General features: G+C 57.0%; 12 protein-coding genes. 3 read left to right on the forward strand and 9 right to left on the reverse strand.

Annotated features, from left to right (window positions below):
- Positions 1-56 precede the first annotated feature (56 nt).
- The 3 genes from xseA to QRD42_RS18985 all read left to right on the forward strand — a co-directional run bounded on the left by xseA (position 57) and on the right by QRD42_RS18985 (position 2,890).
- Positions 57-1,433, forward strand: coding sequence for an exodeoxyribonuclease VII large subunit (gene xseA / locus QRD42_RS18975; RefSeq protein ID WP_072569321.1), 1,377 nt, complete (start codon positions 57-59; stop codon positions 1,431-1,433).
- A 78-nt stretch (positions 1,434-1,511) separates the two neighbouring features.
- A complete protein-coding gene (locus QRD42_RS18980) occupies positions 1,512-2,537 on the forward strand; it encodes a M4 family metallopeptidase (protein ID WP_072569322.1) in 1,026 nt (341 codons plus the stop codon).
- A complete protein-coding gene (locus QRD42_RS18985) occupies positions 2,537-2,890 on the forward strand; it encodes a protealysin inhibitor emfourin (RefSeq protein ID WP_072569323.1) in 354 nt (117 codons plus the stop codon). Before QRD42_RS18980 ends, QRD42_RS18985 begins: the two co-directional genes overlap by 1 nt.
- Here the strand turns inward: QRD42_RS18985 and QRD42_RS18990 are convergent.
- The 9 genes from QRD42_RS18990 to ndk form a co-directional block, all read right to left on the reverse strand.
- On the reverse strand, positions 2,887-3,117 hold the full coding sequence (locus QRD42_RS18990) for a zinc ribbon domain-containing protein (RefSeq protein ID WP_321987859.1): 231 nt from the start codon (positions 3,115-3,117) through the stop codon (positions 2,887-2,889). The genes QRD42_RS18985 and QRD42_RS18990 overlap by 4 nt on opposite strands.
- Positions 3,118-3,173: 56 nt before the next feature.
- On the reverse strand, positions 3,174-4,661 hold the full coding sequence (gene der, locus QRD42_RS18995; RefSeq protein WP_072569325.1) for a ribosome biogenesis GTPase Der: 1,488 nt from the start codon (positions 4,659-4,661) through the stop codon (positions 3,174-3,176).
- A gap of 145 nt (positions 4,662-4,806) precedes the next feature.
- Positions 4,807-5,985, reverse strand: a complete 1,179-nt coding sequence (gene bamB / locus QRD42_RS19000) for an outer membrane protein assembly factor BamB (RefSeq protein WP_072569326.1) — start codon at positions 5,983-5,985, stop codon at positions 4,807-4,809.
- A 10-nt stretch (positions 5,986-5,995) separates the two neighbouring features.
- Entirely contained in the window at positions 5,996-6,616 is a 621-nt protein-coding gene (locus tag QRD42_RS19005) for a YfgM family protein (RefSeq protein WP_072569327.1), read from the reverse strand.
- A 37-nt stretch (positions 6,617-6,653) separates the two neighbouring features.
- On the reverse strand, positions 6,654-7,928 hold the full coding sequence (hisS, locus tag QRD42_RS19010) for a histidine--tRNA ligase (protein WP_321987860.1): 1,275 nt from the start codon (positions 7,926-7,928) through the stop codon (positions 6,654-6,656).
- Between the two features lie 108 nt (positions 7,929-8,036).
- Positions 8,037-9,155: a flavodoxin-dependent (E)-4-hydroxy-3-methylbut-2-enyl-diphosphate synthase gene (gene ispG, locus QRD42_RS19015; RefSeq protein WP_318362725.1), complete on the reverse strand. Its 1,119-nt coding sequence runs from the start codon at positions 9,153-9,155 to the stop codon at positions 8,037-8,039.
- A gap of 26 nt (positions 9,156-9,181) precedes the next feature.
- On the reverse strand, positions 9,182-10,177 hold the full coding sequence (rodZ, locus tag QRD42_RS19020; protein ID WP_321987861.1) for a cytoskeleton protein RodZ: 996 nt from the start codon (positions 10,175-10,177) through the stop codon (positions 9,182-9,184).
- A 293-nt stretch (positions 10,178-10,470) separates the two neighbouring features.
- The gene (locus QRD42_RS19025; protein ID WP_072569331.1) at positions 10,471-11,637 is read right to left on the reverse strand and encodes a bifunctional tRNA (adenosine(37)-C2)-methyltransferase TrmG/ribosomal RNA large subunit methyltransferase RlmN; all 1,167 of its coding nucleotides are present in this window, start codon (positions 11,635-11,637) and stop codon (positions 10,471-10,473) included.
- Positions 11,638-11,788: 151 nt separating this feature from the next.
- Positions 11,789-12,220, reverse strand: a complete 432-nt coding sequence (gene ndk, locus QRD42_RS19030) for a nucleoside-diphosphate kinase (RefSeq protein ID WP_072569332.1) — start codon at positions 12,218-12,220, stop codon at positions 11,789-11,791.
- Positions 12,221-12,236 lie beyond the last annotated feature (16 nt).

Genomic DNA, 12,236 nt, shown 5'->3' on the forward strand with positions numbered 1-12,236 from the left:
TCATCGGGTTACTATCGACTGAATAACCTGCTGATTTAGAATTTGATCCAGCTCACATGTCAATGACTCAATCCCCTGCAATTTATACCGTCAGCCGCCTGAATCAGACGGTGCGCATGCTGCTTGAAAAAGAGCTGGGCCAGGTATGGATCAGCGGTGAGATTTCCAACTTCACGCAGCCCGCATCAGGGCACTGGTATTTCACCCTCAAAGACGACACCGCCCAGGTGCGCTGCGCCATGTTCCGCAACAGTAACCGCCGCGTCACCTTTCGCCCGCAGCATGGTCAGCAGGTGCTGGTGCGCGCCAGCGTTACCCTCTATGAGCCGCGCGGCGATTACCAGATCATCGTTGAAAGCATGCAGCCGGCGGGTGAAGGCCTGCTGCAACAAAAATACGAGCAGTTAAAAGCGCGGTTACAGGCGGAAGGGCTGTTCGACAGCCAGTTCAAGCAGCCGCTCCCCTCCCCTGCGCATTGCGTGGGCGTCGTCACCTCGAAAACCGGTGCCGCCCTGCACGATATTCTGCATGTGCTTAAGCGCCGCGATCCCTCTCTGCCGGTGGTCATCTACCCGACGGCGGTTCAGGGCGAGGATGCGCCGGGGCAGATTGTCCGCGCCATTGAACAGGCTAACCGCCGTCAGGAGTGCGACGTGTTAATCATCGGACGCGGCGGCGGCTCGCTGGAAGATCTGTGGAGTTTTAACGACGAGCGGGTCGCGCGGGCGATCTTTGCCAGCGCCATTCCGGTGGTCAGCGCCGTGGGGCATGAAACGGACGTGACCATCGCCGATTTCGTCGCCGATCTGCGCGCCCCCACGCCTTCCGCCGCCGCCGAAATGGTCAGCCGTAATCAGCAGGAATTGTTGCGCCAGTTGCAGATCGGCCAGCAGCGGCTGGAAATGGCGATGGATTATTATCTGGCGACGCGCAATCGTCGTTTCACACAGCTTTATCATCGTCTGCAACAGCAGCATCCGCAGCTGCGGCTGGCGCGTCAGCAAACGGTGCTGGAGCGCCTGCGTCAGCGTATGGCCACCGCCCTGGAGAATCAGCTTAAGCGCACTACCCAGCGCCAGCAACGCATCACCCAGCGACTGAACCAGCACAACCCTCAACCGCGCATCCATCGCGCCCAGTCCCGCGTACAGCAGCTGGAGTACCGTCTGGCACAAAGCATGCGCGATCGCCTGAGCAGTACCCGCGAACGTTTTGGCGGCGCCATCACCCATCTGGAAGCCGTCAGTCCTCTCGCCACCCTGGCGCGCGGGTACAGCGTGACCAGCGCCGCTGACGGCAGCGTGCTGAAAAAAACCAAGCAGGTGAAAGCGGGCGATACGCTGACCACCCGTCTGGAAGATGGCTGGGTGGCAAGCCAGGTCACAGAAGTAACGCCGGTGAAGAAAACCCGCAAGCGTAAACCTGAGGCCTGATAAGGGAAACTCTTCCCGCCCGGAACTATACTGCTGGTGTTTCTTATTTTTCGGCTTTCGCCCAGTAAGGAGACCAGCATGAATTATTCTCGCCTGCATTCCGTTATTCCGCCGTATATCCTGCGCCACATTATTGACCACGGCGCGCCGCCGCAGCAGCAGTATGCCCGTCAGACATTGATGCATGTGCAGACGCTGATGGCGGAGCACTATGGCAAAACCGCTGCCCATCCGAGCGCCGCCAGCGGCGATACCGAACGCGAAATCTATGACGCGCAAAACACCCAGGCGCTGCCCGGCAAGCTGGTGCGTAAGGAAGGCCAGCCGTCGAACGGCGATGTCGCCGCCGACGAAGCCTGGGATTATCTCGGCGTTACCCATCAGTTTTTCTGGAACGCGTATCAGCGCGACTCTCTCGATAATAAGGGCATGATCTTAAGCGGCACGGTGCATTACGGTCAGGATTACCAGAACGCCTTCTGGAACGGTCAGCAGATGGTGTTTGGCGATGGCGACGGCGAGATTTTTAACCGCTTTACTATTGCGATTGATATCGTCGGCCATGAGCTGAGCCACGGCGTCACGGAAACCGAAGCGGGCCTGATCTACTTTGAGCAGGCGGGCGCGCTGAACGAGTCGCTGTCGGATGTGTTTGGTTCGCTGGTGAAGCAGTATCACCTCGGGCAGACCGCCGATCAGGCCGACTGGCTGATTGGCGAAGGTCTGCTGGCGGAAGGCATCAACGGACGCGGCCTGCGCTCAATGTCTGCGCCCGGCACCGCTTATGACGATCCGCTGCTCGGCAAGGATCCGCAGCCAGCCCATATGGATGACTACATTAAAACCCGTGAGGACAACGGCGGTGTGCACCTGAACTCCGGCATTCCTAACCGCGCCTTTTATCTCGCGGCGCTGGCGCTGGGCGGTTACGCCTGGGAAAAAGCGGGCTATGCCTGGTATGACACGGTGTGCGACCGTTCGCTGGCGCAGAATGCCGATTTCGCCACCTTTGCCCGTCTGACGGTGGAGCACGGCGGCAAACGCTCTGGCAGCGCTGTCGCCGACGCCATTGAGCAGGCGTGGAAAGAGACAGGAGTGCTGTGATGAAAACCCTGCCCGCGCTGACGGAAGATGCCGTTATTGACCTGGCGCGAGAAGGCGGCGTGGCGTATATGCCGCGCCTTGCCGCGCCCCGCCGTATCGCCCTTTCTGAACTGGATGAACAACAACGGGATCGTGTGTGCAATATTCTGCGCCGCTCGTTGCCGCTGGGACAGGATCCGGGAAAGGCGGAGTCACCGGGACGCGGCGATCAGCGCTATTACCGCATTCAGATCAGCTGGACGCAGCAAAACAGCACGCATCATGCGGACATCGTCTTGCTAATCGCGGAAAGTGATGCCCCGTCAGAGCTGGAAGAGCTGTGGCGACGCGGAAAAGATTGCGTGTGTGATTAAGGCGTTGCGAGGGTAAATTCGACGCGCTTTTTCGAGATCAGTCCATGGCCGTGCTGGCAGAAATAATCCACCGCGCCACAGGCTTTCAGCACCTCTAAGGGCTGATGACAGTCCGGGCAACGCGCTTCAAGGGCGAGATCCTGATGACAGTGCGCGCAGTGCGCGCAGTGCGCCTGCGTGCCGGAAAGTTCCAGCGGATGGTGACAGGTCGGGCATTGCAGTTCCATAAAGCCTCCTGGTATGCCTTCACCCCGGCGGCGTGCCGGGGCGAGGCGTAAAGGGATTATTTCCCTTTCTTGATGTGCTTGATCAGACGCTTGCGTTTACGCATCTGGTTCGGGGTCAGGGTGTTGCGCTTGTTGGCGAACGGGTTCTCCCCTTCCTTGAACTGGATGCGGATCGGCGTCCCCATCACGTCAAGTGATTTGCGGAAGTAGTTCATCAGATAACGCTTGTAGGAATCCGGCAGGTCTTTCACCTGAGTACCGTGGATCACCACAATCGGCGGGTTATAACCCCCGGCGTGTGCATATTTCAGCTTCACGCGGCGACCACGCACCAGCGGTGGCTGATGATCTTCTGCGGCCATGTTCATGATGCGGGTCAGCATCGCCGTGCTCTGGCGACGCGTCGAGCTGTCATAGGCTTCGCGGACGGATTCAAACAGGTTGCCGACGCCGCTGCCGTGCAGGGCGGAGATGAAGTGCACGCGGGCAAAGTCGATAAAGCCCAGGCGGTAATCCAGGGTCTCTTTCACCTGCTCGCGAACTTCCTGGCTCAGACCGTCCCATTTGTTGACAACGATCACCAGCGAGCGACCGCTGTTAAGGATAAAGCCCAGCAGCGACAGGTCCTGGTCGGAAATGCCTTCGCGGGCATCGATCACCAGCAGCACGACGTTGGCGTCTTCAATTGCCTGCAACGTTTTAATAACCGAGAATTTTTCCACGGTATCGGTGATTTTGCCGCGCTTACGCACGCCAGCGGTATCGATGAGAATGAATTCACGCTCATCACGCTGCATCGGAATATAGATGCTGTCACGGGTGGTGCCCGGCATGTCATACACCACCACGCGATCTTCACCGAGAATACGGTTGGTTAGTGTGGACTTACCGACGTTCGGACGCCCGACAATGGCCAGCTTGATCGGCAGATCCAGCGGGTTAAAGTCGTCTTCCGGCTCTTCAACCGGCTCGGTGCCATTCTGCTCGGCTTCAAACTGCGCCCAGTAGGCGGCTTCTTCGTCGACTTCTTCCACTTCACGCGGATCGACTTCTTCCATCCACGGCACCAGCACATGCTCCAGCAGGCTGGTGACGCCACGACCGTGAGACGCGGCAATCGCGTGGATCTCACCGAGACCCAGGGAGTAGAAGTCCGCTACCGCCTGATCCGGATCCAGACCATCGGTTTTGTTAGCCACCAGAAACGTCGGTTTCTGGCGGGAACGCAGGTGCTGGGCGATGGCTTCGTCAGCAGGCATCAGGCCCGCGCGCGCATCCACCATAAACAGCACAACGTCCGCTTCTTCGATAGCCAGCAGCGACTGCTCGGCCATACGGGTTTCCACGCCGTCTTCTGTCCCGTCGATACCGCCGGTATCAATACAGATAAACTCGCGGCCTTCCACTTCAGCACGACCGTACTTACGGTCACGAGTCAGCCCCGGGAAATCCGCCACCAGCGCATCTCGGGTGCGTGTTAAACGGTTAAAAAGCGTGGATTTTCCAACGTTAGGGCGCCCGACAAGCGCGACCACAGGTACCATGTTTAAAGCCTCTTTCAAAAAATCATTTACAGCGTCGCCGGAGGGCAGCGCTGTGCAAATACAAAAATTAAAACGCTAAAACGTAAAAACAGGAAAACGGCCCCTGCAACAGGAGCCGTTTTTCTCAAGCCGACAGCCGCTGTGATTAACGCGTAATCGCGTACAGCGTGCCGTCTTTCGCCTGAATCAGCAGTTTACCTTCAGCAACCACAGGTTCGGTCAGGAAGCCGGAGCTGTCCACCTTCTGCTGCGCGACAAAACGACCATCTGCGGTATTGATCCAGTGCAGGTAACCTTCGCTGTCACCGACCACTAAAGAACCATTATACAACGCCGGCGTGGTCAGGTTACGGTGCAGCAGATCGCTTTGCGTCCAGAGTGTGACGCCACCCTCGGTGGTCAGCGCCAGCACACGGTCATTCTGATCCACCAGGTAGATACGATCGCCGTCGATGATGAAATCATTCACCGAGCCAAGCTCGCGTTTCCACATGATCTGACCGCTGCGCAGATCCAGCGCCGTCAGGTTGCCATTATAAGCCAGCGCGTACACCACGCCATTGATGACAATCGGTGTGGTATCCACATCGCTCAGACGATCGATTTCGGTCGCACCCGTGGCCTGGGAAATACGCTGCTGCCAGATAATCTGGCCTTTATCCATGATCACCGCGCTGACGCGGCCGTTATCACCGCCGACAATAGCGGCGCCATAGGCTGTCGCCGGGGCGGATTCGCCGCGCAGGGAGAGCGCAGGCATATCGAGGTTAACGGTCCATTTCACCGCGCCGTCCGCTTCGTTCAGCGCCTGCAACTGGCCGTTGCTGGTGTGGATCAGCACCACGCCATCGCTGACGACAGGACGGGAGAGCGCTTCGCCCGCGACTTTCGTCTGCCAGGCCGTAGAGCCATCCGCGGCGTTCAGCGCATAAACCTGCGCTTTTTCGCTACCGATATAGACATGGCCGCCAGCCACAGTCACGCCGCCGGACAGCAGCGCCGGGCTGGTAGAGAAGAAGCCGCTTTTTTGCGCCAGCGACACCGACCAGATCTCTTTGCCGTCGGCAGCATTCACCGCTTTCACCGTGCCATGACGATCGGCGGCATAAACAACGTTATCGGCATACGCCGGGTGCAGATTCGAGTAGAAATCGCCAATGCCGTCACCGACAGAGGTGCTCCACGCGGTGGACGGCGTGAACTGGTTTTCAACCACCGGCAGCGGGGACATTTTGACGACATCTTCTTCGCCGCTAAACAGAGAACAGCCACTCAACAAGGTGACAGAAAGCAGCCCTGGCAGAAGTAATTTACGCAATTGCATCGGGTCCCTCTTAGATGGACAAATTATTGATTTTCATCTGCATCATTTCGCTCAGCGCCGGTGAAGCGTTGCTTTGAGCGCCACTCTCCCATGCGGTGCGAGCACCTTGTTTATCGCCTTTACTCAGCAATGCTTCACCGCGTAAATCAGCAACAATCGCCGTCCAGCCTTCGCCTTTGATCGACTCAAGAGTTTTCAGCGCGGCATCGGGCTGCTTCAGCTGTACCTGGACACGGGCCAGACGTACATTGATCACGGCCTTCAGATTTTCATCGCTGGCCGCGGCAAGACCCTGCTGTAACTGGGCAACCGCTTTGTTGAGGTCGTTTTTATCAACATACTGTTGAGCCAGTTCCAGCGACGCGAATGCGCCGTAGGTGTTTTTGTTGTCAGCGGCAAATTTTTCTGCTGCGGATAAGGTTTCCGGTTTATCCGCGCTGAGCGCAGACACGGCGTTTTCATAGTTGAGCGAAACCGCTCTGACTGACTCGTCCTGATGGCCCGCCCAGTAGCGCCAGCCTACCAGCGCGCCAATACCCAAAATAACCCCAACGGCCAGCGCTTTGCCGTTTTCGGCAAAGAAGCGTTTTAACGCATCAACCTGTTCGTTTTCGTTCTCGTAGATTTCCACGCAGTCCCTCTCCTTAACGATAATTCACCGGGGAAGATTAGCCCAGTAGTGTGCGCAGATGCGCCGCAACGCCATCCTGCGTCACCGTAATTTGCTCACCAGAGCGCAGATCCTTCACCACCACGTTGCCGTCAGCGACTTCCGATTCACCCAGTACCAGCGCGACGCGAGCGCCCCACTTGTCAGCGCGGGCAAACTGCTTCTTGAAGTTGCCGCCGCCGTGGTTGGTCATCAGCTTAACGCCTGGCATCGCATCACGTAACTTTTCAGCAAACTGCATAGCAGCAGACTGCGTATCGGTACCGGATGCAACCAGGTATATATCGACAACAGGATCGGCTTTAAATTCCGGATTAACGGCCTGAACCAGCAAAACAAGTCGCTCAAGGCCCATGGCGAAACCGACTGCCGGGGTAGCACGACCGCCCAGCTGTTCAACCAGACCATCGTAACGGCCGCCAGCGCACACGGTGCCCTGCGCGCCCAGGCTGTTGGTCACCCACTCAAATACGGTGCGGTTGTAGTAATCCAGACCGCGTACGAGACGCTGGTTAACGGTATAGGCGATACCCGCCTTATCCAGCAGCGCGCACAAACCGGCGAAGTGCTCGCGGGAATCCTCGTCGAGATAATCGCCCAGCGCCGGGGCGTCGTTCAGCAGCGCCTGCACGTCAGGATTTTTGGAATCCAGCACGCGCAGCGGATTACTGTACATACGGCGTTTGCAGTCTTCGTCGAGCTTATCCTGATGCTGTTCCAGGAAGGTCACCAGCGCATCGCGGTAATTCGCGCGCGCTTCCAGTGAGCCGATGGAGTTCAGCTCAAGGCGAACCTGATCGGCAATACCCAGCGCGCGCCACCAGCGGGCGGTGAGCATAATCAGCTCGGCGTCGATGTCCGGCCCCTGCAGACCAAAGACTTCGCAGCCCAGCTGATGGAACTGACGATAGCGCCCTTTCTGCGGACGCTCGTAACGGAACATCGGCCCCACGTACCACAGGCGCTGTTCCTGATTGTACAGAAGACCATGTTCGATGCCGGCACGCACGCAGCCCGCCGTTCCTTCCGGACGCAGCGTCAGGCTGTCGCCGTTGCGGTCATCGAAGGTGTACATCTCTTTTTCAACCACGTCGGTGACTTCACCGATCGCGCGCTTGAATAACGGGGTCTGCTCTACAATCGGCAAGCGGATTTCACTGTAACCGTAGCTGCCGAGCACGCTTTTTAAGGTGCCTTCAATGCGCTGCCAGAGGGCAGTTTCGCCAGGCAGGTAGTCGTTCATGCCGCGAATGGCTTGAATATTCTTTGCCACGTTTATTCTCTTTATAGATATAAAAATGAACCCTCAGCGCTTACCCGAACCTTGCGGGCGCGCTGCGGGTTCAATCATACACGGGAAGCAAGCCGCTTCCCAGCCGCGTTATTTTTCAAGCTCCCGGACATCTATCCGGCGCGCTTCATCCATCATGGAGGCTTTAGCGCGAATGCGCGCTTCCAGCTGAGCGATCATATCGTGGTTGTCGAGACGATCCCGGCGCACGCCGTCTTCGTAGAGACCGCTTTTCTTATTACCGCCGGTGACGCCAAGGGTGGACACCAGCGCTTCGCCAGGACCATTCACCACGCAGCCGATAATGGAGACATCCATAGGCGTGAGAATATCTTCCAGACGCTGCTCCAGCGCATTCACCGTGCCGATCACGTCGAATTCCTGACGGGAACAGGTCGGACAGGCGATAAAGTTAATGCCGCGGGAACGGATGCGCAGGGATTTCAGAATATCAAAGCCCACTTTGATCTCTTCCACCGGATCCGCCGCCAGCGAAATACGCAGCGTATCGCCGATACCTTCAGAGAGCAGCAGCCCGAGGCCAATCGCTGATTTTACCGCGCCCGCACGCGCGCCACCGGCTTCGGTGATGCCAAGATGCAAAGGCTGTTCGATTTCTTTGGCCAGCAGGCGATAGGATTCTACGGCGAGGAAAACGTCGGAGGCTTTCACACTGACTTTGAACTGATCAAAGTTCAGGCGATTGAGGTGTTCCACATGACGCATGGCGGATTCCAGCAGCGCCTGCGGCGTCGGCTCACCGTATTTTTCCTGCAAATCTTTTTCGAGCGAACCGGCATTGACGCCGATACGGATAGGAATATTTTTGTCGCGCGCGCAATCGACGACCGCACGGATACGTTCTTCGCTGCCGATATTACCCGGATTAATACGCAGACAATCGACGCCATACTCCGCCACTTTCAGCGCGATACGGTAGTCGAAATGGATGTCCGCCACGAGCGGCACATTGACCTGTTGCTTGATGAGTTTGAAAGCTTCTGCCGCGTCCATGGTCGGCACGGAGACGCGAACGATATCCGCGCCTACCCGCTCCAGCGCCTGAATTTGCTTTACGGTCGCTTCCACATCCGTCGTGCGGGTGTTGGTCATCGACTGTACGGCGATAGGCGCACCATCGCCAATGGGCACATTACCAACGTAAATCCGCTTTGATTTTCTACGTTGAATAGGGGCCTGGTTATGCATGAATAATCTCCCGCGTTGCCCGACTGTTACTGTGCTGCTGATTGTCCGGCATCGAGGGTCAGTCGCGCAACCTGATTAGTTCTGATAAATCGGCTCAGATCGACAGGTTTACCCTGGAACTGAATTTGTACCGCTGCCGGCGCGCCAATTTTGAGCTTATAAGGCGTCTGGCCTGCAAGATTCAGAGTAGCACCGCTACGCTGAATACCGCTGAAGAGTTTTTTACCGGTCGCATCGCTCACTTCCAGCCAGCAATCGGCGGTGAAGGTCATCGCCAGCGCGTTGGCGTCGGCAGGCGCGGTCGCGTTAACGGCCGCCTGATCGGTCGGCAGCGCCGTTGCCGCAGGGGTCTGCGGCTGGGTCGCCGCCTGATCGACGTTCGCCTGGGAAGGCGACACTACCGCATTCTGCGCGGTGGTGGTCGGGGCTGTCGGCGCTGGCGTTTCCGCAGTCTGCGGCGCGGCGTCTGCCGGTGCGGTGCCCGTAGTTTCGGATTCCGCAGACGGCGTAGCAGCTTCATTATTCAGCGGGATCGCCTGGGCGTCCGGGTTGCTGGCGTTCAGTTCCGCAGTGGACTGATCGGCCATAGTGGTGATTTCTTCCTGCTGGGCTTTGTGATTCTGCCACCACCAGGCACCGGTCAGGCCGAGGACGACAAAAAGCACCAGCCAGGTGATGCTCGTTAACCAGCCGTCGCGTTTTTTGCGACGTTTACCCAGCGAAAAGGTCTGCATCGGCGCAACTTTCGCCGCGCGTACCGGTGCCTGCTTCTCCATCATCGGCAGCAGTTCTTCTTCCGGGATGTGCACCAGACGGGCATAGGAGCGGATATATCCACGTAAAAACGTCGAGGCTAAATCAGCAGGCGCTTTGTCGTCTTCAATATCGCGAACGGTGGAAACCTTGAGGCACAGGCGTTCAGCGACCGCTTGCTGGCTGAGTCCGAGTTGTTCACGGGCGCTGCGCAGACGAACGCCAGTGGATTGTGTTTCATTTTGATCGTGAGTGGCTTCAGTATTCATTCGCTACAACTGCTGGTACGTGAAATGTAAATTGAGGCGCTGGCGGGTCAGAATGCCCGCCCGCGCCGCGAAACTTCTGGTCAATTAACCTGAGCAAGACAGTATAAGACGGTCTGCCAGGCGTTAACAGTTAAGCTTTCCTGTAACAGGCTAAACTGTTGTTCCATCATTACATACTGCCCTAAACACGGCTGAAACGCACCGTAATTATTGACTATACGAGTATATTTGGGCGGTATATTCCACATACTTATGCTTAGCGGTACAGAGAGTGTACCGCTAATGCATCGTTGTCAGACGGTTTTCACCGCAATGCTTTCGCCCTGCATACGTTTACGCAACGTACGCTTGGTACGGTCGATCACGTCGCCTGCCAGCTGACCACAGGCTGCGTCAATATCGTCGCCGCGGGTTTTACGCACGATTGTGGTAAATCCGTATTCCATCAGCACTTTTGAGAAGCGATCGATACGGCTGTTCGAGCTGCGGCCATAAGGCGCGCCGGGGAACGGGTTCCATGGGATCAGGTTGATCTTGCATGGCGTATCTTTCAGCAATTCCGCTAACTGATGCGCATGTTCGGTGCCATCATTCACATGATCCAGCATCACATACTCAATGGTCACGCGGCCCTGATTGGCGTTGGACTTCTCAAGGTAGCGGCGCACGGCAGCAAGGAAGGTTTCGATGTTGTACTTTTTGTTGATCGGCACGATCTCGTCACGGATTTCATCCGTCGGGGCGTGCAGGGAGATCGCCAGCGCCACGTCAATCATATCGCCCAGCTTATCCAGCGCTGGCACAACGCCAGAAGTGGAGAGCGTCACGCGACGTTTGGACAGGCCAAAGCCGAAGTCATCGAGCATGATTTCCATCGCCGGCACCACGTTGTTCAGGTTAAGCAGCGGTTCGCCCATGCCCATCATCACCACGTTAGTGATCGGACGCGTACCGGTCACTTTCGCCGCGCCGACGATTTTCGCCGCGCGCCAGACCTGGCCGATGATTTCAGAAACCTTCAGGTTGCGATTAAAGCCCTGCTGCGCCGTGGAGCAGAATTTACACTCCAGCGCACAGCCGACCTGGGACGACACGCACAGCGTCGCGCGATCGTCTTCCGGGATATAAACGGTTTCCACGCGCTGATCGCCTACGGCAATCGCCCATTTGATGGTACCGTCAGCGGAGCGTTGTTCTTCCACCACTTCCGGGGCGCGGATCTCCGCCACTTCTTTCAGGCGGGTGCGCAACACTTTGTTGATGTCAGTCATCTCGTCAAAGTTGTCGCTGCAATAATGGTACATCCACTTCATCACCTGATCGGCGCGGAAGGGTTTTTCGCCCATATTTTTGAAAAATTCGCGCATCTGCTGACGGTTTAAATCCAGCAGGTTAATTTTGGCGTCTTTATTCGGTACCGTTGAGATAACGGTTTCAGGCGTAACAGTTTGTTCAGACATATTTTATTCCGGCCTCGTTATTACACGTTATGGCCCGTGGAGGGTTAAAAAGAAACGCCCCGGTAAGCCTGTGCTCATCCTGGGGCGTTGCATTGTACAAATTATGTTGCGCAGATGCCACGACCGCGCGTGACATTTACTAAATAAATAGTTAGCGGGTACGCGGGCACACTTCGCCTTCAGCGAAGAAGTAAGCGATTTCACGCTCAGCTGATTCAACGGAATCGGAACCGTGGGTACCGTTTTCGGTCAGGCTGTCAGCGTAATCCGCGCGCAGAGTACCTGCCAGCGCGTTCGCCGGGTTGGTTGCGCCAAGGATTTCACGGTGACGACGTACTGCGTCTTCGCCTTCCAGCACGGTAACCACGATCGGGCCGGAGGTCATAAACTCAACCAGACCGTCAAAGAAAGGTTTGCCCTGATGCTCAGCATAGAAACCGCCGGCTTTTTCAGAGGACAGATGCAGCATTTTGGTACCGACAATTTTCAGACCTGCCGTTTCAAAGCGCGCAAAGATGCTTCCAATAACGTTTTTTGCCACCGCGTTAGGTTTAATGATGGAAAAAGTACGTTCAATAGCCATGATTACCTCAGTGTTA

The sequence above is a fragment of the Enterobacter sp. PGRG2 genome, from assembly GCF_030291195.1.
Lineage (GTDB): Bacteria > Pseudomonadota > Gammaproteobacteria > Enterobacterales > Enterobacteriaceae > Enterobacter_D.

What these genes read in the sequence shown, in the direction of transcription:
- rodZ (WP_321987861.1), bottom strand. Translation starts at nt 10,177, where the DNA reads ATGAATACTGAAGCCACTCACGATCAAAATGAAACACAATCCACTGGC.
- der (WP_072569325.1), bottom strand. Translation starts at nt 4,661, where the DNA reads ATGGTACCTGTGGTCGCGCTTGTCGGGCGCCCTAACGTTGGAAAATCC.
- QRD42_RS18990 (WP_321987859.1), bottom strand. Translation starts at nt 3,117, where the DNA reads ATGGAACTGCAATGCCCGACCTGTCACCATCCGCTGGAACTTTCCGGC.
- ispG (WP_318362725.1), bottom strand. Translation starts at nt 9,155, where the DNA reads ATGCATAACCAGGCCCCTATTCAACGTAGAAAATCAAAGCGGATTTAC.
- QRD42_RS19025 (WP_072569331.1), bottom strand. Translation starts at nt 11,637, where the DNA reads ATGTCTGAACAAACTGTTACGCCTGAAACCGTTATCTCAACGGTACCG.
- ndk (WP_072569332.1), bottom strand. Translation starts at nt 12,220, where the DNA reads ATGGCTATTGAACGTACTTTTTCCATCATTAAACCTAACGCGGTGGCA.
- xseA (WP_072569321.1), top strand. Translation starts at nt 57, where the DNA reads ATGTCAATGACTCAATCCCCTGCAATTTATACCGTCAGCCGCCTGAAT.
- QRD42_RS18985 (WP_072569323.1), top strand. Translation starts at nt 2,537, where the DNA reads ATGAAAACCCTGCCCGCGCTGACGGAAGATGCCGTTATTGACCTGGCG.
- bamB (WP_072569326.1), bottom strand. Translation starts at nt 5,985, where the DNA reads ATGCAATTGCGTAAATTACTTCTGCCAGGGCTGCTTTCTGTCACCTTG.
- QRD42_RS18980 (WP_072569322.1), top strand. Translation starts at nt 1,512, where the DNA reads ATGAATTATTCTCGCCTGCATTCCGTTATTCCGCCGTATATCCTGCGC.